This is a genomic window from Lyngbya sp. CCAP 1446/10 (genome assembly GCF_026130175.1).
Lineage (GTDB): Bacteria > Cyanobacteriota > Cyanobacteriia > Cyanobacteriales > Microcoleaceae > Microcoleus.
Genome location: NZ_JAIGNI010000017.1, coordinates 1 through 22,926, shown reverse-complemented (window position 1 = coordinate 22,926; position 22,926 = coordinate 1). Strand labels below are relative to the sequence as shown.

22 protein-coding genes and 1 pseudogene are annotated in these 22,926 nt (G+C 42.4%); 12 read left to right on the top strand and 11 right to left on the bottom strand.

Annotated features, from left to right (window positions below; translation table 11 throughout):
• Positions 1–117: 117 nt before the first annotated feature.
• The 6 genes from K4039_RS09980 to K4039_RS09955 all read left to right on the top strand — a co-directional run bounded on the left by K4039_RS09980 (position 118) and on the right by K4039_RS09955 (position 5,639).
• Entirely contained in the window at positions 118–1,422 is a 1,305-nt protein-coding gene (locus K4039_RS09980; protein ID WP_265235018.1) for an aspartate aminotransferase family protein, read from the top strand.
• A gap of 169 nt (positions 1,423–1,591) precedes the next feature.
• Positions 1,592–3,079 (top strand): TldD/PmbA family protein, encoded by a 1,488-nt coding sequence (locus K4039_RS09975; protein ID WP_265235017.1) that lies wholly within the window; start codon positions 1,592–1,594, stop codon positions 3,077–3,079.
• 111 nt (positions 3,080–3,190) lie between these two features.
• Complete coding sequence (locus K4039_RS09970) at positions 3,191–3,442, top strand: DUF6883 domain-containing protein (RefSeq protein ID WP_332967280.1); 252 nt, start codon at positions 3,191–3,193, stop codon at positions 3,440–3,442.
• A complete protein-coding gene (locus K4039_RS09965; protein ID WP_265235015.1) occupies positions 3,432–3,680 on the top strand; it encodes a DUF4926 domain-containing protein in 249 nt (82 codons plus the stop codon). The genes K4039_RS09970 and K4039_RS09965 overlap by 11 nt, the downstream gene beginning before the upstream one ends.
• A gap of 61 nt (positions 3,681–3,741) precedes the next feature.
• Positions 3,742–5,088: a TldD/PmbA family protein gene (locus tag K4039_RS09960; RefSeq protein ID WP_265235014.1), complete on the top strand. Its 1,347-nt coding sequence runs from the start codon at positions 3,742–3,744 to the stop codon at positions 5,086–5,088.
• Between the two features lie 116 nt (positions 5,089–5,204).
• A complete protein-coding gene (locus K4039_RS09955; protein WP_265235013.1) occupies positions 5,205–5,639 on the top strand; it encodes a GNAT family N-acetyltransferase in 435 nt (144 codons plus the stop codon).
• A gap of 101 nt (positions 5,640–5,740) precedes the next feature.
• Here the strand turns inward: K4039_RS09955 and K4039_RS09950 are convergent, their stop codons facing one another.
• The 4 genes from K4039_RS09950 to K4039_RS09935 form a co-directional block, all read right to left on the bottom strand.
• On the bottom strand, positions 5,741–6,763 hold the full coding sequence (locus K4039_RS09950) for a sucrase ferredoxin (protein ID WP_265235012.1): 1,023 nt from the start codon (positions 6,761–6,763) through the stop codon (positions 5,741–5,743).
• Positions 6,764–6,836: 73 nt separating this feature from the next.
• Positions 6,837–7,985 (bottom strand): cupin domain-containing protein, encoded by a 1,149-nt coding sequence (locus K4039_RS09945; protein WP_265235011.1) that lies wholly within the window; start codon positions 7,983–7,985, stop codon positions 6,837–6,839.
• A gap of 166 nt (positions 7,986–8,151) precedes the next feature.
• Positions 8,152–8,304: a hypothetical protein gene (locus tag K4039_RS09940; protein WP_265235010.1), complete on the bottom strand. Its 153-nt coding sequence runs from the start codon at positions 8,302–8,304 to the stop codon at positions 8,152–8,154.
• A 388-nt stretch (positions 8,305–8,692) separates the two neighbouring features.
• Positions 8,693–8,851 (bottom strand): hypothetical protein, encoded by a 159-nt coding sequence (locus K4039_RS09935; protein ID WP_265235009.1) that lies wholly within the window; start codon positions 8,849–8,851, stop codon positions 8,693–8,695.
• Between K4039_RS09935 and K4039_RS09930 the strand changes: the two genes are divergently transcribed.
• The 3 genes from K4039_RS09930 to K4039_RS09920 all read left to right on the top strand — a co-directional run bounded on the left by K4039_RS09930 (position 8,851) and on the right by K4039_RS09920 (position 12,042).
• On the top strand, positions 8,851–9,975 hold the full coding sequence (locus K4039_RS09930) for a class I SAM-dependent RNA methyltransferase (RefSeq protein ID WP_265235008.1): 1,125 nt from the start codon (positions 8,851–8,853) through the stop codon (positions 9,973–9,975). The two genes, K4039_RS09935 and K4039_RS09930, sit on opposite strands and share 1 nt — an antisense overlap.
• A gap of 65 nt (positions 9,976–10,040) precedes the next feature.
• The gene (yhdJ, locus tag K4039_RS09925; RefSeq protein WP_265235007.1) at positions 10,041–10,892 is read left to right on the top strand and encodes an adenine-specific DNA-methyltransferase; all 852 of its coding nucleotides are present in this window, start codon (positions 10,041–10,043) and stop codon (positions 10,890–10,892) included.
• Positions 10,893–10,896: 4 nt separating this feature from the next.
• Entirely contained in the window at positions 10,897–12,042 is a 1,146-nt protein-coding gene (locus tag K4039_RS09920) for a restriction endonuclease (RefSeq protein ID WP_265235006.1), read from the top strand.
• A 147-nt stretch (positions 12,043–12,189) separates the two neighbouring features.
• On the opposite strand, the gene K4039_RS09915 is transcribed toward K4039_RS09920, so the two are convergent.
• The 3 genes from K4039_RS09915 to K4039_RS09905 all read right to left on the bottom strand — a co-directional run bounded on the left by K4039_RS09915 (position 12,190) and on the right by K4039_RS09905 (position 14,860).
• Positions 12,190–13,086, bottom strand: a complete 897-nt coding sequence (locus tag K4039_RS09915; RefSeq protein WP_265235005.1) for a phytanoyl-CoA dioxygenase family protein — start codon at positions 13,084–13,086, stop codon at positions 12,190–12,192.
• 247 nt (positions 13,087–13,333) lie between these two features.
• Entirely contained in the window at positions 13,334–13,753 is a 420-nt protein-coding gene (locus K4039_RS09910; RefSeq protein WP_265235004.1) for a peptidylprolyl isomerase, read from the bottom strand.
• A gap of 237 nt (positions 13,754–13,990) precedes the next feature.
• A complete protein-coding gene (locus K4039_RS09905) occupies positions 13,991–14,860 on the bottom strand; it encodes a prohibitin family protein (protein WP_265235003.1) in 870 nt (289 codons plus the stop codon).
• A gap of 93 nt (positions 14,861–14,953) precedes the next feature.
• On the opposite strand from K4039_RS09905, the gene K4039_RS09900 reads away from it, so the two are divergent.
• A complete protein-coding gene (locus K4039_RS09900) occupies positions 14,954–15,757 on the top strand; it encodes an RNA ligase family protein (protein ID WP_265235002.1) in 804 nt (267 codons plus the stop codon).
• A gap of 106 nt (positions 15,758–15,863) precedes the next feature.
• Entirely contained in the window at positions 15,864–17,018 is a 1,155-nt protein-coding gene (locus K4039_RS09895; protein ID WP_265235001.1) for an AAA family ATPase, read from the top strand.
• A 219-nt stretch (positions 17,019–17,237) separates the two neighbouring features.
• Here the strand turns inward: K4039_RS09895 and K4039_RS09890 are convergent, their stop codons facing one another.
• On the bottom strand, positions 17,238–17,453 hold the full coding sequence (locus tag K4039_RS09890; RefSeq protein WP_265235000.1) for an acetyltransferase: 216 nt from the start codon (positions 17,451–17,453) through the stop codon (positions 17,238–17,240).
• Between the two features lie 482 nt (positions 17,454–17,935).
• Here K4039_RS09890 and mutS point away from each other — a divergent pair, with 482 nt between their 5' ends.
• Positions 17,936–20,563, top strand: a complete 2,628-nt coding sequence (gene mutS, locus K4039_RS09885) for a DNA mismatch repair protein MutS (RefSeq protein ID WP_265235074.1) — start codon at positions 17,936–17,938, stop codon at positions 20,561–20,563.
• 133 nt (positions 20,564–20,696) lie between these two features.
• Here the strand turns inward: mutS and K4039_RS09880 are convergent, their stop codons facing one another.
• The 3 genes and pseudogenes from K4039_RS09880 to K4039_RS09870 all read right to left on the bottom strand — a co-directional run.
• Entirely contained in the window at positions 20,697–21,407 is a 711-nt protein-coding gene (locus K4039_RS09880) for a hypothetical protein (RefSeq protein ID WP_265234999.1), read from the bottom strand.
• 29 nt (positions 21,408–21,436) lie between these two features.
• Positions 21,437–22,153: an actin-binding WH2 domain-containing protein gene (locus K4039_RS09875; RefSeq protein ID WP_265234998.1), complete on the bottom strand. Its 717-nt coding sequence runs from the start codon at positions 22,151–22,153 to the stop codon at positions 21,437–21,439.
• Positions 22,154–22,795: 642 nt separating this feature from the next.
• Positions 22,796–22,926: pseudogene (locus K4039_RS09870) on the bottom strand (ISKra4 family transposase); the annotation flags it as partial.

Below are 22,926 nucleotides of genomic sequence, written 5' to 3'. Positions count from 1 at the left end.
TCTTCGCGGTTTGTTTAAAAGAGATATTTGTAAAATTATAATAAGTGTCGGTCGATCGGCAATCGGTAACAAGTTATAGTCTGAAAACGGAAAGATGAATATAAAAGGATAAAAAACATGACAAATATGGACGCTTACTGGATGCCTTTCACGGCTAACCGACAGTTTAAGGCAAATCCGCGCATCTTGGTTTCGGCAAAAGATATGCACTTTACAACCGATGATAACCGATCCATTTTAGATGGGATTGCGGGGCTTTGGTGCGTGAATGCAGGCCACTGTCGCCCGAAAATTATCGAGGCAATTCATAAGCAAGTATCGACCCTAGATTATGCCCCACCTTTTCAGATGGGACACCCCGGCGCTTTTGAATTAGCGGAACGTTTGGTGAAGATGATTCCGGGCAATTTCGATCGCGTTTTCTTCACTAATTCGGGTTCGGAGTCTGTGGAAACTGCTTTGAAAATTGCGATTGCTTATCACCGGGTGAAAGGTGAAGGAACTCGTCAAAGATTAATCGGTAGGGAACGCGGTTATCACGGCGTTGGTTTTGGGGGAATTTCTGTCGGTGGTATTGGCCCTAATCGTAAATTTTTTGGCAGTTTGCTGACAGGAGTTGATCATTTACCTCACACTCATAATTTAGAGCACAATGCTTTCAGTCGCAAACAACCGAAATGGGGCGCGCATTTTGCTGATGAATTGGAACGGATTGTGGCTTTGCACGATGCGTCTAATATTGCGGCGGTAATTGTCGAACCTGTTGCTGGTTCTACGGGGGTTTTGATTCCGCCCCAAGGTTATTTGCAGCGGCTGCGGGAGATTTGTGACAAGTACGGGATTCTGCTGATTTTTGATGAGGTAATTACTGGATTTGGCAGGCTGGGTTCGAGTTTTGCTACTGAATATTTTGGGGTGGTTCCCGATATTGTGACGGTGGCGAAGGGGATAACTAACGGTACTGTGCCGATGGGGGCGGTGTTTGTGAAGGAGGGAATTTATGATGCTTTTATGAATGCTCCCGAAAATGCGATCGAGCTTTTTCACGGTTATACTTATTCTGGGCATCCGCTGGCTTGTGCGGCTGCTTTGGCGACGCTGGATATTTATGAGGAAGAAAGGCTGTTTGAACGGGCTAATAAGTTGGCTGATTATTGGGAAAATGCGGTTCATTCTTTGAAGGGCGTGCGCCATGTAATTGATGTGCGGAATCTCGGACTTGTGGCGGGGATTGAGTTGGAATCTATCCCTGGGAAGCCGGGGAAACGGGCTTTTGATTGTTTCTTGCAGTGCTTTGAAAAAGGGTTGCTGGTTCGGACTACTGGTGATATTATTGCTTTGTCGCCTCCGTTGATTATTGAACAGGAACATATCGATCGCATTTTGGAAATTTTAACAGCGGTTTTGCAGGAATTGGAGTAAGATTTAATAAACCGCGAAGGCGCTAAGGACACGAAGGAAGAGAGAGAGAAGAAGAGCAGAAAAACTTCTCTCTCTTGTCTTCCTTCGCGCTCTTCGCGTCTTCGCGGTTCGTTTAAATCCTTAAACAGCGCTATAATCATTCATAACCAACGACAAACGACGAATAACTATGGTACTGTTAACTGCAAAAGTCTCTGCTAACGAATTGGCAAATTTAGCTGTAGAGTTAATTCGGAAAAGTGGGTGCGAATACGGTGATGTGCGTTTTTGCAGTTACCGGAGGCAAGGTTTGTATGCGCGCGATCGCTCTTTAAGCAATATCTCCGATAATGTAAGTTCCGGTTTTGGCGTGCGAGTGCTGCTAGACGGTGCTTGGGGCTTTGCCGCTAGTCACAGCAAAACCACCGCAGAGGTTGCCAGAATCGTGGCTTTGGCTGTGGAAATCGCTAAAGGCAGCCGCTTGACTCAAAAGGAACCGGTGCGCTTAGTACCAGTCGAAAAATATGTCGATACTTACATTAGTGCGATCGCAATTGACCCGTTTTCTGTACCCGTTGCTGACAAAGCCGAACTTTTATTAACCATCAACGAGCGCCTGCTAGCACACGAATCACAAGGCATCAAAAAAGCTTATTCTTTTTTGACATTCAATCGCGAAGACAAGGTTTTTGCGTCCACAGAAGGCTCGCTAATCGAACAAACAATCTACCGCAGCTATCCGGGTTTTGGCTGTACGGCAATTGCGGGCGGCGATGCCCAAAGTCGCAGTTACGAACGCCCGCCCCTAAACATCGGTTACGAACACATTAATCCAGATGATTTGTTGAGTCAAGTCGCACGAGTTGCGGCCGAAGCGATTGAGAAAGTCGCTGCGCCAAAAGTCCCGGCTGGTATTTGCAAATCTCTGATTCTCAAGCCGACAAATTTGTTTCTGACAATCCATGAATCCGTCGGACACCCAACAGAATTAGACCGGGTTTACGGCTACGAATCTAATTTTGCTGGCACGAGTTTTGCTACTACCGATAAGTTAAATAAGCTGCAATACGCTGCACCTTGGGTTAACTTCAAGTGCGATCGCACTCAACCCCACGGCCGCGGTACAATGGGTTACGACGATGAGGGCGTAAAATCACAGGATTGGTACGTTGTCAAGGATGGAATTTTAGTTGATTATCTCACTGACAGAGAAACAGCTTATCGCCTCGGACGCGGTAGCAGCAACGGTTCTGCCTGCGCTGACAGTTGGTCGAGTGTACCGATGGTGAGAATTCCTAATTTGGGATTGGAACCAGGCCCGGATGGTGGCAGTCATACTGCTACTTTAGATGAGATGATTGCTGATACGGAAGATGGGATTTTAATTGATGGTATTGGTAGTTTTTCAATTGACCAACAGCGGCGCAATTTTCAATTCGGCGGTAATGCGTTTTGGAAGGTGGAAAAAGGTAAAGTTGTCGGGATGTTGAAGGATGTAACCTATCATTCAATGAGCACTGATTTCTGGAATCAAGTAGATGCGATTGGCCCTGCTTCCGAACGGGTACAATGTGGTACGAATATGTGCGGCAAAGGTGAACCGATACAGGTTGCTCAAATGACTCACGCTTGTGTGCCGGTGCGGGTAAGGGATATTCAAATTGGGGGAAGGGCTTAATTTAAAGCGTAGGTTGTTAACGTGAAAATTCCAGCGGATGCTATCATACCAGAAGCCAAATTAACGCGCTATCTACTTATTTTAAAAGCGCAAGATGACAAATAAAAATTTCTGGCTCAGGGTGGTTTTAGTCAATATAACCCAGAAGCTTTGCTAGCAGCAATTCAGTCTTTAATCGCATCTGCTGAGGCAGTAGAAGATGGTGCTAATGAATTCGGAAAGTTCTTTCGCGCTGAAGGTGAGTTACCAGCAGTTAATGGACGTAATTTAGCAGTTGTTACAATTTGGTTGCAGTGGCAAATTGACGGAAGTTTTCATTTTATTACTCTCAAACCTAAAAAGGAGCCTCGACGTGAAACTTGAACTTTATCAGCGTGTAGCATTGTGCCGGGATATGCCTCTATATCAACTAAAAAAAGGCGATGTAGCTATGCTAGTCGATCGCGTACCTCACCCAATCCAAGGCGAAGATGGCTGCGTGTTAGAAATATTTAATGCGTTAGGAGAATCGATTTTAGTCGTGGCTGTCTCCCGTTCAGATGTGGAACCTTTACGAGCTGATGAAGTGTTAACAGTTCGCTCTTTAGTACAGGCAAGTTAACCGTAATATTGCGGCTCAATATGTTTTCAAATACCAACAAATCATGCTAGCATTATAGCTTATGACCGTTACAACATCTCCCGCAATTTTAAGTGAAGACCAAGCCTTATCTTTACTAGAAAATGTAGTCAAACAATCCTCAGCAGAAGCAGTATTTGTCAGTCTCTCTACTGGCGAAGAATCTCTTTCCCGTTTCTCAGAAAATCAAATCAGCCAAAATATTAGCAAGACTGTATTTAGCCTCAACATTACTAGCTATTTTGGCAACAAAAGTGCTTCTGCTGCTGTTACTGAATTTGATGAAGATGCGATCGCCCAAACCATCAAGCGATCGGAAGAACTCGCCCGAATTGCCCCCGCAGACCCCGAATGGATGCCCTTGCTGCCCCCTCAAACCTACGATTTACCGAGGCCCGCGTTTGATGAAGCAACGGCCGCTGTATCGCCTCTAGCCCGCGCAGAAATGGTGCGACAGGCTTGTGCGATCGCATCTGGCGAAGGCGCGGAAGCTTCCGGTACATTGAGCGCTGAGGCTTCGCTGTACGCGATCGCCTCGTCAACCGGACTCCGCGCCTGCAACCAATCTACAGAGGCGAATTTCGGCTTTACAGCCCGCATTGACAACGGTTCTAGCTGGACTGAATCCACAGCTTGGAGTATTAGTCAACTACAAGTGGCCGAATTAGCAGCACAAGTTGTCGATCGCGCGAAGGCCTCCCGCAACCCCCGCGAAATTACTCCCGCTGTTTATCCTGTAATCTTTGATGGCGCTGCGTTTTCGGACTTGCTACCGTGGATAATTTGGGGTATGGATGCGCGGGCGGCGGATGAAGGGCGATCGTTTATGTCGATCGCCGATGAGTCTGGAAAACCCGCTGGAAACCGCGCGGGAGAACAACTTTTCAGCCCGTTAGTGCAGGTACAGCGCGATCCAAGTCATCCTTTGTTGCGATCTGGTAATTTTTTCGGCGACGGATTCAGCAATAACTATTTGGAAATCATCAAAAATGGCATCCCTCAAAGTTTGTCTTATTCCCGCTATTGGGCCGCGCAAAAAGGGAAAGAAACGAAAGGTGCTTATTACCCGATAGTGATGACAGGTTCCGATCAAAGTTTAGCAGATTTAATCGCTCAAACCGAGCGGGGAATTTTTGTCAGTCGAGCTTGGTATGTAAATTACGTGAATCCGAAAACATCGGAAGTAACCGGCATGACTCGCGACGGTACTTTCTGGATTGAAAATGGTAAGATTGTTTACCCGATTAAAAATATGCGTTTCAATCAAGTTTTACCTGATATGTTGCGCGATGTCGATGCAGTTACCGAGGTGAAACGTTACGGCGGTAATGTCGTGCCCGGAGTGCGCGTGAAAGCTTTTAATTTCACGAGTGTTACTGACAGTTTGTGATAGGTGGTTATTCAATGAGTCCGCCAGTTAGCGGATGTTTGTAGTGAGAATTTTAGTCCTTTACATAAGAAGGACTAAAGTCCTCACTACGAACCTACAGTAATTTATCAAAAAAAATGCCAAATATAGATATACGTCCGGTTAAAAACGCACAAGAATTAGAAGAGATGTTTTACCAGCGGTGGTTGGTTTTGCGATCGCCCCTGGGTATGGAAAGGGGTAGCGAAAAGGACGATCACGAAAATGGTGCTTGTCATATCATAGCAACGGGCGATCGCAAAATTATCGCATCAGGCCGACTCCGAGAATTATCCCCAGAATTAGGAAGCATCTCTTATGTTGCTGTGCTTCCTGAATTCCAAAATCAGGGAATTGGCACTAAACTGATGGAAAAATTGATCGCACAAGCTAAGGAAAATAATTTCAAAACACTGAGACTGATGTCTCGCATTAACGCTGTTCAATTTTACCAAAAACTCGGATTTTCCGCACAAGAAAGTCCTTTTGATTACCTGGGAATTCCGCACGTATTCATGCAGTTAGAGATTTAATTAGTGTCATGATAAGGTTCGTAGTGAGGACTTTAGTCCGCATCCAAAATGCAAGGACTAAAGTCCTCACTACGAACCTATTTGATTGTGATTGTTTCATCTCACATTGTCTCTACCAATATCGGCTGCGGACTTCCCGGATAGATGACAAATTTTGACTCTTCAGTCTTCGAGTAAAAGTAATAATTTTTTACCAAATACTTGACAAACTCTGATTCTTGTTTCGCACCGCAGGAACCTTTCAGCCGAACTGTTTTACTGTCATTTTTGACTAAATTAGCCCGATAGGTGTACGTCCCATCGACTTTTTCAAAAGTTAATTCAGCAACAAAACCATCATTTTCTGGATATTTTTCAACAATGCGCCCCGCAACTTTGTAGTTGAACCAATCCCAACCGTAGCGCATGATAAATTCTCGTTCCAAAACCTGAATTGCGTTTGGCAAAATTCCCCAACCCCGATAAACTTTATTCAAACATTCAATATCGCCAGTGCGCGTCAGAATAGATTTGAACGAAGTGCGATCGAGATTTCCGTAATATCTACCGTCAGGCAAATCAATCGCAGTCGGTGCCATGCGGTGTCCGCCAAAGTGACTGGATTTCCAAACACGAACATCACTCAATTCTAACTCGGAAACCACAGCTTTTGCTTGGGCATAAAAAGGATTGCCGTATCTGGCGCAACATCTATCGTGACTCCCGTGAGTGCAAACCAAAATATCTCTAATTGGGTTATTTTCAACTTCGCAATCCGGGACTTCTCCAGCTAAATAGCTTTTGACTATTTCCGCCACTTCTTCAATATTATTCGCATTAAATTCGTGCTTTTCGTAACCACCAAAAATATCTTGACTTTTGTTTTCGTAAATCAAAATTTTGCGACGGTCTGCACATTTAGTTGATTCACTATTTATCAACAAAAATCTGATTTTTTGCTTTGAATGTTCTACTTCCTCCACCAAATCCCTGAGATTCTGGGGAACTTGTTGGGAATTAAAAGCTTCTGATTCCCAAGGCAAACAGCATTCAATTAATACATAGGTTTGGTAATTAGTACCGCTACCAATAATATCCTCTTGAACGCATTTAGAAGCATCAGCGCACAAAAAACTATTCGTCATGTTATACCTCATTGTGTGTCATAAATTACTATGTTACAAACCAATTTATCGCAGCTATTACTCTTATGTAGCTTTAACTAACAAAAATAATTCCTTCAACAACTAGCCTCGACAAAAGCGGCATTACATCTATTTCCCAATCACAATCCGGCAACCAATCCATCACATCCTCTCCTGTAAAAACTTCTGTACTGAATAGATTGTCTGTAAATTTATCCGTTACTCCTTTCAGAGATACTTCTTTGCCTCCAACAACGATTTTGTATCCGCACCCGTCAGGCAATTCGTGAATTCTCACCCGCTGAAATTTGGGAATTCTATATTTAGTTTGAATGCCGTAGGGAAAAATGTTGAACCCTGCTTGATAAGGGAGAGAATATTTCGCCACAGGTTTGGCTAAACTATCGAGGTAGCTGCTGTACTCTTCTCCCAGATTTTTACTGTTTGTGTAGCCGTGAAATTCAGCAATTAAATTATTTACACTTGTATCGATTGAATCTTGATTTATTCGCAGCGGTAAACTTTGCCGCCACTCTGATTGTTGTCGCAATTCGCCCACCAACCATTCTAAAAAATCAATTCCTGTTTTGCAGTGAATTCCTAATGTTAAATGCAGCGACGGTTCGTCGGAAGCAATTGCATAATGCCAATGTCCGCGCGGTATGTAAAGCACGTCGCCAGGGTGCAATGTGCAGGTTAAATAGGGTGGGGTTTCTGGCGGCGGAAAAGTGGAGGATTTTTGGTCTGTAAGCGGGTATTTAATTGTGTCGGCAAAGACGTACCACTGTTTGATTCCGTCTGTCTGCAAGATAAAAACTTCGTGGGTGTCGTAATGGGAGGAAAAACCCTGTTTTTCCGGCCAAGAACAGTAGGCATTTACTTGGTTTCCATAACCCAAGTCTGCTTTAAATTCTGCTGCAAATTCAGCTATTTCTGGTATGAGTTTGTGGACTTGATTGATAATTAACGTTGCTCCAGATTGGCACAATTTGATGAGATTTTCATTTTCGCTTTCGTCGAGAACTTTTCCTTCTACTGCTAAGCGAATGTCGGGATATTTTAATTGGTAAAAGTTGAGCAGGTGGTTGAGTTTTTCCCAGGAAAATAGGTGTGCAAAGTCTTTTTTTCCTTCACTTTTAATCGCAACTGCTTTGTTTGTCCAGTTGTTATTTAAAAAATCTTCCAGATTGTATGGTTTGAGGAGATTGGCGAGCGATCGCATAAATTTTAAAAATAAACGATAAAAATTATCAATAAGATTTTAGCAATTTAATAATTGAGGACAACACTTTGCGCTTGTCCTCAATTACTCCAGACTTCCCGACATCAAAAAATAAAATCTATTACTTCTTGTTTGGGGAGGCGAAGTCTAACGGAAAAACCTGCAATTACTCGTTGGTAACATCGCTACCATCGGCATCAACATTGAGGGTAGAAGAGATGTTTTTAGCTGTGGCGTGCTTGGCAATTTCCTTGACTTCTACTTGGATTTTGCTAGCGCGGGACAGTTTGAGAGCCGATGCGTTGATTTGCTTTGACATAATGGCCTCTAATTGTTGTAGTACACCAATTTAGCTGAAATTTTCCCTGACTGTGACGTTAGGGCTTGAATTCTCAACTTTGACTAAAAGTGTAACATGAAGTTAATAACCTGTGCAAATAGTTAAGAATTTTGTTCAATAAACAGGCCGACAGGATAATTCGCAGCAGTTGCCAACCTTGGTGAGAATTAAGCGTGAATCCGCTCTGCCGCTAGATTTTGGAGGTTGAGCGGGTGTGGCGATCGCCCGATCGCCCTTTTAACTACAGGACTAGGCGGGCGATCGCCTGTTGATAAACTTTCCTGCAATATAGCAGTTCTTTGATTCTCGGCATCTACCTTAAGGTAGAGTATTGTTTGTGAGAGTTAGGATGAAAACGAGCTACTATCTAAATGAAGGGCGATCGAGAAAAACCCATTCCCAATCCCCAACAACCTTTATTCGCGATCCAGAAGTCACGAATACACACATACCTGTTTCTTCCCTCTTCCCTCTTCCTTTTTCCCTCTTCCTTCTTCCCTCTTCCTTCTTCCTTCGTAATCATCAATGAATCAATATTTTGCTACAGTTGCGCGCGGTTTAGAAACAATTGCCGCCCAAGAATTAGAAAGCTTAGGCGCGCAGGATGTCAAGCCAGATTTTACAGGAGTTTACTTTGCGGGCGATCGCGCTTTATTGTACCGCGTCAATCTTTGGTCAAGAACAATTTTTCGAGTGTTAATGCCGATCGCCGAATTTCAGTGTTATAACTCAGATATGCTCTACGGCGCAGTCCAGAGAATTCCTTGGGACGAATATCTAAATCCTGATAATACCTTAGCAGTCAACTGTACAGGTGGGAACGACAAGTTAAATCATACTCACTTTACAGCTTTGCAGGTCAAAAATGCGATCGCCGACCAACAGCGCCACCAATTTAACAAGCGTTCGAGTGTTGATGTCGAGAATCCCGATTTGCTGATTAATATTCACATTCATCGCGATCGCGCTATTTTGAGTTTAGACAGTTCCGGCGGCAGTTTGCACCGGCGGGGATACCGACCGGCAATGGGGCTGGCTCCGCTCAAAGAAACCCTCGCTGCGGCCCTTTTAGAAATGGCAGAATGGACGCCAGATTTACCATTTTTAGACCCGATGTGCGGTTCGGGAACTTTGCCTTTGGAAGCGAGTTTAAAAGCCTTAAATATTGCACCGGGATTGTTTCGAGAAAAGTTTGGATTTATGACGTGGCGGGATTTTGACGAGCCTTTGTGGGATAAATTGTGGGCCGAAGCGGAAAACAGCGAATTGTCAGAGCTTCCAGAAATGATTTCCGGGTGCGATCGCGATTCTGATATGTTAGATCAAGCTCGCACTAACGCGCAGCAAGCAGGTATTGCCGGTAAAATCAAGTTTGCTCGTACCGAGTTATCCGAGTTAGAACCACCATCAGACAGCGGCATTCTGATATGCAATCCTCCCTACGGAGAGCGACTGGGAGACGCTAGCGAATTAGGGGAACTTTATAAAATGTTAGGCGATATTTTCAAGCAGCGTTTTAAAGGTTGGAATGCGTTTATTTTGACAGGAAATAAGGAATTGGGGAAACAAGTTGGACTCAGGACATCAAAGCGGATTCCAGTTTACAATGGCTCAATTCCGTGTACTTTGCTCAAGTATGAATTGTATTGAATATTTCTGGCAAATACCAACTATATCCGACAAGAGCGCGTATTGATTGAAAAAGGTTAGGCAAAATGAAAATCTTTGAAGTAGACAGACACAAGCTCATATTGGGAGATGCATTAGAAGTCCTTTCTAGTGAAATTAAAGACAACTCAATTGATTTAATTTTTGCCGACCCTCCCTATAATATTGGCAAGGACTTCAATGGTTTTAAAGATAAGTGGGAATCTGAAAGCGCTTATTTAGAATGGAGTTATACTTGGTTGAATTTATGTATTGATAAGCTCAAGCAAAACGGCAGCTTGTATTTGATGGCATCCACTCAATGTATGCCTTACTTTGACTTATATTTGCGCGATCGTTTAACAGTTCTTTCTCGCATAGTGTGGTATTATGACAGTTCTGGTGTCCAAGCAAAAAAATATTATGGTTCTCTGTACGAACCTATTTTATATTGTGTCAAAGACAAACGAAATTATACATTTAATTCCTCAGATATTCTGGTAGAAGCAAAAACTGGATCTGTCAGAAAATTAATTGATTACCGCAAGTCTACACCATCAGTATATAATTCTGAAAAAGTTCCAGGTAATGTATGGGAGTTTCCGAGAGTCAGATATCGTATGCCCCAATATGAAGATCATCCTACCCAGAAACCAACATCTTTGTTAGAAAGAATTATTAAAGCAAGTAGTAATGAGGGAGACGTTGTACTAGATATATTTTCTGGAACTTTTACTACATCATTTGTTGCCAAACAGCTTAATAGAAAGTCAGTCGGAATAGAATTACAAGAAAAATATGTAGAAATAGGATTAAATAGATTACAGATTACTTCTGATGACAATCAGCAGGCTCAAAGCTCCGAAGTCAATTCACTTGCAAGTTCACCAAAACAACTAACACTTAATTTACAATTTTGATAAAATGGAACACGAATTTACAAAAACAATTAAAAAAGTTTTACAAGAAAACTTTGGTGCGTCGGGCGAGCAAATATTTGCTGGAAGCGAGCTAATTCAATATTTGAATATCAAAACTAAATCTGCAAATAAAGGCTCAAAATCAAGAGGGAGTTTTGCCAATTTATACGGTATATATGTTTTAGTTGAAGACTATTTTTCAAGAGATTTTCATCAAAGCGAGATGTATTCAGATTATGAAGGTGCAGTTTATACAAATATTTTTAAGAGACAGCGCGAATTACCGTTTGGACAAAAGCTTCAGAACCATGCTTTGAACCACAGACTTAATGAAGAATTTAAAAGATATTTTCCTACTTGTGACTTCATCCCAATTCTGAGAAATCCAAAAACTAACAGGTATTGGTTTAACGAGAATTTATTAAAAGTTAAAATTCAGGAAAACGTACATAATATAGCCGAAACAGTAATTCAAATTATTGACGCCTACGTTGAAGCTAAGAGAGATAGCTTTGAAAAATTTCTTCAACTTTGTAAAGATGCTCAAGCATTGACAGAGGGTCAAGTAATAGAATTTATTAAACAAATACTCGCACCAACGGTAGATGCTAGAATCTTCGAGATCGTCAGCTACAGTATATTAAAATACTACTATAGTGACCGATCGATTTATTGGGGTTATGAGGTTGATCAGCTCCAGCAAGAAAATTTAAAACTGTTTAAAACAGGCCGGACAAATGCAAATGATGGTGGCATTGATTTTGTAATGAAGCCTTTGGGACGGTTTTTTCAGGTGACAGAAACTGTAGATATGAATAAATATTTCCTAGACATTGATAAAATTGAAAAGTATCCGATAACATTTGTCGTTAAATCTTCAGATTCTGATATTGAAATTAAATCTAAAATTGAGGCGCAAGCTCGAAAACAGTATTCAATAAATGCAATAGTTTCACGTTACATGGAATGTATAGAAGAAATAATTAATGTTGCTATTATTATCGAAAGATTTGAAGAGGCTGTTGCCAAAGGATATTTAAATAATATGTTGAACGAAATTATTAAGCAGAGCAGATTGGAATTTAATTATGAGGATGAGGAAGAAAATTTAGAGATTGAACAGTTAGACATTTCCCTTGAAGATGAATGATTCAATTTAACCGAGTTAAGTTTATAATAAGAACTTTAATCCTTACTACAAACGCAACTCAATTACTGAGAATCAATGCTCGATTAATGAAATAATATTGTCGGTTTGGCGGATACTATTCACTTCCCCTCTCCTTGATTAAATGTTTCACCTAGCCATCAACTTTGGCTGGAATGACTCCGCACCATTTTCCCACCAAAAAACTGATTCTTTCTGGCGTGGAGAAAGAGTTTTTGAAAGCACGAGTAACTCATCTGGTGAAAAAGGAGCTTTCCAATGATCAGAAAACACTTTAATCGGTTGTCTGGAGTGATAATTAAAAAATATTGCGTCGCGGTGTGACTTGATAGGCATCTTACCGCGATGAAAAACATGGTGAGAGTCGAAAAAAACAACAGTACCTGCTAGCCCTGTACATGAAACCCAATTTGATTGGTCTAAATGTTGCGCTACTTCTGCATCAGAAAATAAAAGTTTTCGTTTGAGAGGGCTTAACTGAGAATTGAAATGCTTTGGAATATATTCAAACGGGCCATTTTCAGGATTCACATCATTCAAGTAAACAGCTATTTTGAGAAGTCTATGATCTTCAGGGTCTTTATGCCACAATCTTGTATGTACCTGCTGTTCGTTCGCAAAATCTTTCTGAAAAAACAAACCCCGGTAAGCAACGGGAACCCCAAGATAATTTTCAGCAATGTCAAACAACCGCTCTTGAAGACCCCATAAAAAGATTTCTGAATTCTTGATAATTTCTGCTGAATTAACATGATAAACGTATTGATCTTCAAAAGCCGGAGATTTTGGATTATTAGGTAATATCGCCTTCACTGCATCCAAAAGTTGTTCATTCATTGGCAATGACAAAGCTTGTAGAGAAGTAATAAAAGCCCCTTCCTTCCTAAGAGCCTCGACAATGGACTGATTCGTCGGATTCAGTGCAGGTAATTTTTTGATGTGTTGCAAAAGTCTCCACTTATAAGATAAGCTAGATTGAAGCAGAGAAGCTTCTCTTTTTATTTTCCTCAAACCTCTATTGAGCATACTAATTTCACTTTTTTAATTGCCGATCTGAACTATATTTATTTTATATCATTACTGATCTCAGGAGCAATATATCGATCGCAAAAATTTACAAAAAAAGTCATGCAAGCAAATAAGGTCGATCGCCAATTGATAGCATAATCCTCTTGAATCCCAAAGTATAACTTATTAGATATATATATTTAGTATTTAATTTGTTGTAATAAGGACTAAAGTCCTTATTACAAACGAAAGTAATTAATGAGGATTAATGCTCGATTTTGAGCGAAATAATCTTATCGCCTTGGCGGATTGCATTCACGACAGACATATCATCTGTTTGGCCAAAAGTTGTGTGAACTCCATCTAAATGCGACTGGGGAGAATGGCAAATAAAGAATTGGCTGCCGCCCGTATCTTTACCTGCATGAGCCATCGATAAAGTTCCTGCAATATGTTTTTTGGAGTTGATTTCACACTTGATTTTGTAGCCGGGGCCGCCGGTTCCAGTACCTTTTGGACAGCCACCTTGAACCATAAAGTTAGGAATGACTCGGTGAAACGCTAATCCGTCGTAAAAACCTTTTTCTGCCAAGTCAACAAAATTATTAACTGTGTTAGGCGCATCTGCATCAAACAATTCCAAATTGATTGTGCCTTTGTTCGTTTCCATAATCGCGCGGGTCATGATTTTTTCCTTACTTTCTAGAATGAGTGTGTTGTCTGCATATGAATTGCGGACTTTGCTTTGATAGCGACAGGTTTTAAGCTGTCGTTATCTTTTGGCTTTCAGCAGTGTAGCATACTCCGCAAACTCTCATAAAACTTATGTACGCTTTCTGAGCAAACCCGGTTGCTGGCGGGATTTATCGTTAGCAAAGCCAATATTTTCGGAGAAACCGGGTTTCTTGGCGTCAGTCCGATTTTAATTGTTAGTCACTGTTTTGCGAGCGGGCTCTTCCTGCATATCATTCATATTAAAAATGAAAGGAACCCGACTTGAACCTGCGCCCATAACCAGCACTTTTGGCATCTGAGCACCGCCGCTTCTCCAAGCTTCAATCGCCTCTTTTTGCAGCACCAAATCGCCGCCCTGAGCTTTCAAAGTTTCCGCCAAAAGTCTTTGAGCTTCTGCCCTACCTTGAGCGCGGTTAATGTCAGCTTGAGCCTGTTGTTCTGCTTCCTGAGCAACATAAACAGCCCTTTGCGCCCGCTGTTCAGCAACCTGTTTCTCTTCAACTGCTTTGGCAAAATCTGTCGAGAATCGAATGTTGACAACGCTGGTATCAAGCACGATTACATCATATTTTGACAGCCGTTCCTTCAGTGCAGCATCAAAGTCTTTTTTCAGTTCGCTTCTTTGAGTGATAGATTGTTCAGCCGTTCTCAGTGCAGCCGCTGTTTTAAACGCTTCTTGCGTCTGAGGAGCAATAATCTTTGAGACTATATTCTCCAAGGTTCCTTGAGTCCTTCTGACATCAACAATTCTCGTAGGATCGAGGCGAAAGTTGATCGCAAAACTAGCATTTAAATCCTGAAGGTCTTTAGTAGCACTTTGGGCGGGAACTTCAAACTTTTGCACTGTTACATCGTATATATCTACCTTGGATATCAACGGGGGTCTGAGGTGAAATCCCTCTAACAATGCTCCATCTGTGGCTTTCCCCAAAACGCTGACCACCCCTGCTTCACCCGGATTGATGACAACAAAAGAGTTAAAGCCGAGGAGTATCGCGACTACTAATAGAATCCCAGCGATTGCTGATGATATGCTCTGGAAATTTTGAGATTTCAAAATATATGCTCCTTTGTGATAATTCAATTATAATGGTTAAATGGATTGGATAGCCTCTAAAATATAAAATATAAAATATAAAATATAAAATGGATGGGTAAGCTGATGGTGGAAATTGTGAAATATCCTAGAACTTATCACATCGAAGGTTCGCGTTTCCAGCCGGGTGATGAAGACCTCGACAGCGTGCCGTTTAGCGCTATTGCCGATCGCCCTTTAATCATCGAAGAAAAGGTAGACGGCGCAAATACAGGCATCAGCTTCGCCCCAGACGGACAAATGCTGCTGCAAAGTCGTGGCCACTATCTCACCGGCGGGCCCAGAGAAAAACATTTTAATTTGTTCAAACAGTGGGCTTTCAGTCTCAGCGGAGTGCTGGGAGAAGTGCTGGGAAATCGCTATATTCTGTACGGCGAATGGCTTTATGCCAAACACACGGTTTTTTATGATTTTTTGCCGCATTATTTTATGGAATACGATGTGCTGGACTTAGAAAATCGTCAATTTTTGAGTACAGAAGCCCGCTGCAAGTTGTTAAGCGGACTGCCGTTAATGTCAGTTCCAGTGCTGTTTTCGGGAGTGCTAAAATCGCCCAAGCAAATGATGCAGTTTATGGAAAAATCTAATTTTATTGAACCCGGACATTTGAATCGGTTACGCTTGCAATGCCGGCAATTAGGATTAGATGAAGAGCGGTGTTTGAAGGAGACCGATCAGAGCGATTTTATGGAGGGCTTGTATATTAAAATCGAAGAAAATGGAATTGTCAAGGCGCGTTATAAGTACGTGCGCGCTAGCTTTTTGACTGCTATTAAAAATGCCGAAGGACATTGGCTGAATCGTCCCATTGTACCTAATATTTTGTGTCCCGGCGCAGATTTATTTAATTTTAGTTGAAGACTCCTAATAGTCCGTTGAGAGTCGGCGGTTGAAACCGCGACTATACAAACAATATCCGCCTCCGCGGACTAAGAAATTACAATATTAACAAACAGGTAAAACCATGACTACTTTATTCTCACAATCCCAAACTTGGACTTTTCCCTTTTGTCCTGAACCGCCCGATTGGTTCCTAGATTGGGGAAGCATTCAAAATCATTTTGACTGGATTCAAAACTTAGAAGGATGTCAGCAAGACCCGATTTATCACGCTGAAGGAGATGTCTTAATTCACACCAAAATGGTCTGCGAAGCCTTAATCTCTTCCCTGAATTGGCGGCAGCTTGGCGTCCAAGAACGTTCAATGCTGTTTGCTGCGGCTTTGCTGCACGATGTCGCAAAACCGGCTTTTACCAAGATAGAAGAAAATGGGAGAATTAGCTCAAAAGGTCACGCCCGTCAAGGTGCGAGGATGGTCAGACAAATTTTATCTCAATTCGACCCGCCGGTGCAGTTTAGCATTCGGGAGACTGTTTGCGCGATCGTCCAATTCGGCAGTTTACCCATCTGGCTACTCGACAAACCCAACCCACAGCAGTCTGTAATTAAAGCCAGTCAAGTTGTTCGCTGCGATTTCCTCGCACTTTTAGCCGAAGCCGACGTGCGCGGCCGCGAGTGTAGCGACAGACAAGAAATCCTGGATAAAATAGAACTATTTCGGGAGTTTTGTCAAGAAAATAATTGCTTGAATTCTCCCCGACAATTCCCCTCAGCACACAGCCGATTTATCTACTTCCGCAAAGATAACGGCAATCCCGATGCTGAAATGTTTGATGATACCAAATGCGAAGTTGTTTTGATGTCGGGATTGCCCGGAAGTGGCAAAGATTATTGGATCAAAGAAAACCTGCCAAGTTTGCCCGTAATTTCCTTGGATGCGCTGAGGTTGGAGATGAATATATCCCCAGAAAAAAACCAGAGTGCTATTCTAGACAAAGCAAAACAAAGAGCTAAGGAATATTTGCGATCGAGAACTTCTTTTGTGTGGAATGCCACCAATACAAGCAAACAAATGCGGCAGCAGTTAATTGATTTATTTGCTGCTTACAACGCGCGAATTCGGATTGTTTATCTCGAAGTTCCCTTGGAGGAAGTATTGCGCCGCAACAGTTCCCGCAACGCACCTGTACCAGAAGCCGTGATTCGCAAATTAGCCGAGCGTCTGGATATTCCAGACATCACAGAAGCGCATCAAGTCGATCGAATAGTTAACAATTAATCGCCATTTTTATTCTTACCGCAAATATAATCGTTAGTCTTTCAGTTTGGTTTGAGCATTCAGAATTTAGTCCTAAATTACTTAATTAGTCAATTAGGGACTGAAGTCCCTACTACGAACCTGTGGTTTTTAGTAAGGACTTTAGTCCTCTCTTAGGTTTGAGCGTTCGGACTTGAGTCCTGAATTACTTAATGAGTCAATCGAGGACTGAAGTCCCTACTACAAACCTTTAGTTTTATAATTTTCGTCAATCCAGCAGCGCGGCAGAACTTCGCCGGACGGAAAAACCAATTTATCCTTATCAAAATTTGCCGGGTCTTGCTCTTCTTCACCAGCTTGAATTCTGCCCGATACATGATTTTTGGCAGGGCTGATTAAAGTCTCGATATCGATAATTTCTACCAAGTCGCCGGATTCTTTTTCTTGTAAAAGCATTGTTTTTTATTGAATAATGAATGCCAATTCAACTTTCATTTTAAATCGATTGAATCTTAGATGTCTCTATCTTAGGTATTATTTATAAATCTATCTTTAGGCTGTTTTATCCATAGCAAACAAAATTCTTATTTAGAGAAGCAGAAAACACAGAGCTTTACACTTATTTTCTGCAAATTGCCGATCGCAAGTTAAGAGAACAATGGTCAGATTCAATAACGAAACTACCATTAATTCTCACGAAATGTCGTTAATTAGCTCACATTAGATAATTTATTACCTAAAATTTTTCAATAAAAAGGGGGTTGAGCGATGATTAAGTAGGTGTCTGACTTTCGGATCGCTCAATACTCGCCCTAAAAATTGAGCATCACGCACCCTGCTTCAGGAAGATTAATTGTCAAATACTGTATCATTAGCTATACCTCAAAGCCGAGCTTGCGGTAAAATTGTTAAAGATAAAAATTTATCGATCGCCTTTTATGCCTTACACTGCATCTACCCCAACAGACCCCAGTCAAGCCAACATCCCCAATGCCGACCACCGCCTACTAGAATTCACCAAGCTGACTCCGATGATGCAGCGGTATGTGGAAGTGAAAGAACAGTATCCGCACGCACTTTTATTGTTTAGAGTCGGAGATTTCTTCGAGTGTTTTTTTCAAGATGCCGTGACAATTTCGCGGGAATTAGAACTGGTTTGTACTAGCAAAGAAAGCGGCAAAGAAATCGGTCGAGTGCCGATGACAGGAGTGCCACACCACGCCCTCGATCGCTACAGTTCTCAGTTAGTAGAAAAAGGCTATGCTGTAGTAGTTTGCGACCAAGTTGAAGATGCCTCGATCGCCGCCCGCGAAGGCCGCCAAGTCAAGCGCGAAATCACCCGCATTCTCACTCCCGGAACCTTGACAGACGACGGAATGCTCAAACCCCGACAAAATAACTTTTTAGCAGCAGTCGTCATCGCTGGAGTCCATTGGGGATTGGCTTATACTGATATTTCTACGGGAGAATTCGTCACTACTCAAGCGGACAGTTTAGAACAATTAACTCTAGAATTGCTGCGATTGCAGCCTTCGGAAGTCTTGGTACCAACTAATGCGCCGGATTTGGTGACGATGTTGAGGCCAGGAGAGAAATCCGAGCATTTACCCGATTGTTTGCCGACTTCGTTTTGCTATTCTTTGCGATCGCAAATCCCGTTTAGTTTGTCCGAAGCCAAACAGAGAATCCTGCAAAAGTTCAAAGTGCGATCGCTCGAAGGCATGGGATGCGGACATCTTTCCCTCGCAGTGCGCGCTGCGGGCGGTTTGCTGCAATATCTTGAAGAAACTCAAAAAGAAAAAGCAGTTGCTCTGCAAAGATTGCACACTTATACTCTCACCGACTTTCTCACACTCGACTACCAAACCAGGCGCAATCTCGAAATTACTCAAACCGTCAGAGATGGGGTGTTTCACGGTTCGCTGCTGTGGGCGATCGACAAAACCAGCACCGCAATGGGAGGCCGGGCTTTGCGCCGCTGGGCGATGCAGCCTTTGCTCAACATTAAAGGCATTTGCGCCCGCCACGATACGATTCAAGAATTAGTAGAAAACAATCCGCTGCGCCAAGATTTGCAGCAGTTACTCCGCCAAATTTACGACATCGAAAGACTGACTGGCCGTGCCGGTTCTGGAACAGCTAGCGCGCGGGATTTGGTCGCTTTAGCAGATTCTCTCTCGAAATTGCCGGAATTAGCCTCGATCGCAACTCAAGGGCGATCGCCCTATTTGAAAGCGCTGCAAATTGTCCCGCCACTTCTCGAAGAATTAGCAACTCAAATTCACACTCATTTAGTTGACGAACCGCCGATTCATTTAAAAGAAGGAGGTTTGATTCGATCGGGAATCAATGTAATGCTTGATGAAATGCGCCAAACTGCATCAGGAGACCAAGAATGGATTGCCAATTTAGAAGCTAACGAACGGAAACGCACCGGAATTTCTAATTTAAAAGTAGGCTACAATAAAGCTTTCGGCTATTACATCAGTATTACAAAATCTAAAATTGACCAAGTACCGAACGACTACACCCGCAAGCAAACTCTCACCAATGAAGAACGCTACAGCACTGAAGAATTAAAAGAAAGGGAAGTGCGAATTCTGACAGCGCGGGAAGATTTAAATCAGTTGGAATACGATATTTTTGCGAAATTGCGATCGGAGGTAGGAGAGCACGCGGAAATTATTCGCAACGTTTCTCGCGCGGTGGCGGCGGCCGATGTTTTGTGTGGTTTGGCGGAAGTAGCGGTTTATCAAGATTACTGTCGCCCGACTATGGTTGAAAGTCGGGAAATTAAAATTATTGAAGGTTGTCATCCGGTGGTAGCAAAGTCTTTACCACCGGGATTTTTTGTGCCGAATTCGGCTTTTTTGGGTCGGGAAGCAGCGCTAAATCGCCCGGATTTAATTATTTTAACTGGCCCGAATGCTAGCGGGAAAAGTTGTTATTTGCGGCAGGTGGGTTTGATTCAGTTAATGGCGCAAATGGGCAGTTTTGTGCCTGCGAAAGCTGCGACTTTGGGAATTTGCGATCGCATTTTTACCCGTGTTGGCGCCGTGGATGATTTGGCAACAGGTCAATCTACGTTTATGGTGGAAATGAACGAAACTGCCAATATTCTCAATCACGCCACGCCGCAATCATTGGTGTTGTTGGATGAAATTGGCAGGGGAACGGCGACGTTTGACGGGCTTTCGATTGCTTGGTCTGTAGCAGAATATTTAGCCAGCGAGATTCGGGCGCGGACGATTTTTGCGACTCACTATCACGAATTGAACGAGTTAGCTTCGATTTTGGATAATGTGGCAAATTATCAGGTGACTGTGAAGGAATTGCCGGATCAAATCGTATTTTTGCACGAAGTTCACCCCGGCGGTGCTGATAAGTCTTATGGAATTGAAGCGGGGAGGTTGGCTGGTTTACCGCCGTCGGTGATTGACAGGGCGAGACAGGTGATGAAGCAGATTGAGAAACATAGCAAAATTGCGATCGGGCTGCGGAAAGGTGTTAAGAAAGATGGCAAAAAAGAGTCTGAGGGCGAACAGTTAGATATCTTTGACGATTAAAGTTTTAATAGCATTTGTCTAGGTGCGTCGCCGTCAGATTATTGAGTGAATTTAGGGATTGTTTATGGCGACGCACCCTACAAAACTTAATTCATCAGCCATTGCAATCTCAAATCTCAAATCTCAAATGGTATCACTTGCCATTCTGCAACTTTTTTACCTCTTTGTGCACGCTCATCCCAATCTCCAAAGCCTCATTTAGTAACCGCCCGTATTCAGACGCCCGATCGCTGACATCCAATGCCATCAAAGCCGCCAAATTACTTTCAATATTAGCAAATAACTCGTAACGGCGACCGATAAATTGCTGATTTTCCCGCAGAATCCTCTCTGTTTTTAAAGCACAAACCAAACTTTCTTTAGTGATTTGTAAGGCTTCAATTGCATCTTGTCGATTAATTAAATTGGCTTGTAAATTGCCCGCAGCCGTTAGGCGATCGATAATATCTAAAGCCTGAATCACCTCATGATACTTCTCAACTTCATCCAGCAGACTCGCCAACGTTTCTAAAGGCTTTGCTTTCACCCATTGATAGACATTCCAAGCAACAGTAATCGCCAGCGACAAACCCAAAGTTATTTGTAAAACCCGAACCAATATCTCAGCATCGCTAACTGAACTAACTTCATGTTTGTTGACCAGCAAAGCCACAGGGAGCGACACAACAAGGGTCACACAAAATATCAGCAACTCATGCAACAAAAAAGCAAACAGCTTTTTGCCGTCCCGGAGTGTAGCAGGTCGATAAAAATTCCCTGAAAACCCGTCGCTCACAGCTATTCCGCTCAAATCTTCCAACTCCTTTTCAGGAATTCTTAACCCATCCAAATCCGCTTGTATCACTCTTCCAAATCTCCTTAAATTGGCATGAATTAAAATCCTGCCAGAGACCTAATAGAATCCCACAGACTCATATAAAAATTGCTGTCTCGACTTCGGAACAGTTGAAAAGCTTGTCCGGGCGCGCCAAAAAACGGTCTCAGAGTCCATCCCAACTGGCTGCCCACAAACGCATAAAGTCCCAACCAGAACCGCAAAATATTTAGCCTGATGTCTTTGCCTTCGGCATCTTGTTCGGACAGAAAGTGCATTCCTTGATAAATGAAATTTACCCCCAAAAATCCAGTGATTGCCATAATAGCAACATTGAGCAGCAGATAAAAATTGTAATTGGTACTGCTGATGAGAAAAAACAGGCTGACAGGTGCAAATCCAAACAGCAAAACGCTAATCATCGCCATCGATGTCATCAACAATGTCAAATACTGTTCAAAAGTGCGTTTTGAACCAAACATGACATTAAAAAAGTACAGTGTGGGAAAGCAGATAATCAGCGTCAGTAAGTAAAGTGCTGGCAATTTAATTGCGGAAACCAGACATTGCATCCACGTACTAGATGCACCTAATATTGCTCCGTAAATGCCAAAAAATATGGTACTGGAAATTAACAAACCGAAAATTTTAGATTTGAGCTTAACACCGTCGCGAATTTCTTCGAGAAACTGTTGCCGTTCCCGCAGCAAATACATGACTACTGAAAAATATTTCACGGGTTCTCCTTGTGACTGATGCGATTCTGAATCAGTCATAACTCAAGCTGAGGGCGATCGCCAATCTTGCCAAATCAGGGCACTCTATGTTAACCAATTATTGTTGCACCCAGCTCACCACAAGCTGAGATGTAGAAGTGATTGTAGAGATACTTGCAAAGCTAAACGGCTCAAACTCAATACAGGTATGCTTTGTATTCAATTTGTATTCATTTGTCTCCAAATTGTATTCAAAAAGGGCGATCGGGTAGTGATTTGATACTCACTTGATACTCAATTTGACTATTTCGTAGTCATTTGATAGTCAATTTGGTCATTTCGTAGTCATTTTGTATTCAACCTGACCCCCTACAGCCCCGTATTTTCGCCAATAAAAAGCCTCAAACCGTTGATTTATCCTAGGTTTGAGGTAATTTAATTAAAGAGCGGGCAGCGGGAATCGAACCCGCATAGTTAGCTTGGAAGGCTACGAAACGAATGTGATTGTAAGCTATACCCTGTAAGCTTTAAAGAAAATCTTGTTTTAGAGGTAAACTGCTTTTCTCGTCATCCGCTAGTCAATTGGGTACAATTAAGCGAACGAGTTCAAGTAAAGACACATGACTAAAACTCCTGAATCCAGTAGTAAAACTTTTAAAGGTTCTGTCGTTGTGAGGGGTGCATCTCACTTTGGCAAATACATCAAATTGAAAGTTGACCGTTGAGATAAGCACAGCGAAGAGAAAGGATAGAGGGAACGCTCTCAATATTCCATTGCGCTCCTGATATTTTCACCCTGAATCCAATTCGTTTAATAATTGATTCAACTGTTC

Bases quoted from the DNA above. Each gene is read 5' to 3' on its own strand.
- K4039_RS09910 (WP_265235004.1), bottom strand. From the start codon at position 13,753: ATGACCCGCGCGATTATGGAAACGAACAAAGGCACAATCAATTTGGAA.
- K4039_RS09890 (WP_265235000.1), bottom strand. From the start codon at position 17,453: ATGCTTTTACAAGAAAAAGAATCCGGCGACTTGGTAGAAATTATCGAT.
- yhdJ (WP_265235007.1), top strand. From the start codon at position 10,041: ATGAAAATCTTTGAAGTAGACAGACACAAGCTCATATTGGGAGATGCA.
- K4039_RS09930 (WP_265235008.1), top strand. From the start codon at position 8,851: ATGAATCAATATTTTGCTACAGTTGCGCGCGGTTTAGAAACAATTGCC.
- K4039_RS09900 (WP_265235002.1), top strand. From the start codon at position 14,954: ATGGGTAAGCTGATGGTGGAAATTGTGAAATATCCTAGAACTTATCAC.
- K4039_RS09980 (WP_265235018.1), top strand. From the start codon at position 118: ATGACAAATATGGACGCTTACTGGATGCCTTTCACGGCTAACCGACAG.
- K4039_RS09940 (WP_265235010.1), bottom strand. From the start codon at position 8,304: ATGTCAAAGCAAATCAACGCATCGGCTCTCAAACTGTCCCGCGCTAGC.
- mutS (WP_265235074.1), top strand. From the start codon at position 17,936: ATGCCTTACACTGCATCTACCCCAACAGACCCCAGTCAAGCCAACATC.
- K4039_RS09895 (WP_265235001.1), top strand. From the start codon at position 15,864: ATGACTACTTTATTCTCACAATCCCAAACTTGGACTTTTCCCTTTTGT.
- K4039_RS09920 (WP_265235006.1), top strand. From the start codon at position 10,897: ATGGAACACGAATTTACAAAAACAATTAAAAAAGTTTTACAAGAAAAC.
- K4039_RS09955 (WP_265235013.1), top strand. From the start codon at position 5,205: ATGCCAAATATAGATATACGTCCGGTTAAAAACGCACAAGAATTAGAA.
- K4039_RS09960 (WP_265235014.1), top strand. From the start codon at position 3,742: ATGACCGTTACAACATCTCCCGCAATTTTAAGTGAAGACCAAGCCTTA.
- K4039_RS09975 (WP_265235017.1), top strand. From the start codon at position 1,592: ATGGTACTGTTAACTGCAAAAGTCTCTGCTAACGAATTGGCAAATTTA.
- K4039_RS09915 (WP_265235005.1), bottom strand. From the start codon at position 13,086: ATGCTCAATAGAGGTTTGAGGAAAATAAAAAGAGAAGCTTCTCTGCTT.
- K4039_RS09950 (WP_265235012.1), bottom strand. From the start codon at position 6,763: ATGACGAATAGTTTTTTGTGCGCTGATGCTTCTAAATGCGTTCAAGAG.
- K4039_RS09945 (WP_265235011.1), bottom strand. From the start codon at position 7,985: ATGCGATCGCTCGCCAATCTCCTCAAACCATACAATCTGGAAGATTTT.
- K4039_RS09875 (WP_265234998.1), bottom strand. From the start codon at position 22,153: ATGACTGATTCAGAATCGCATCAGTCACAAGGAGAACCCGTGAAATAT.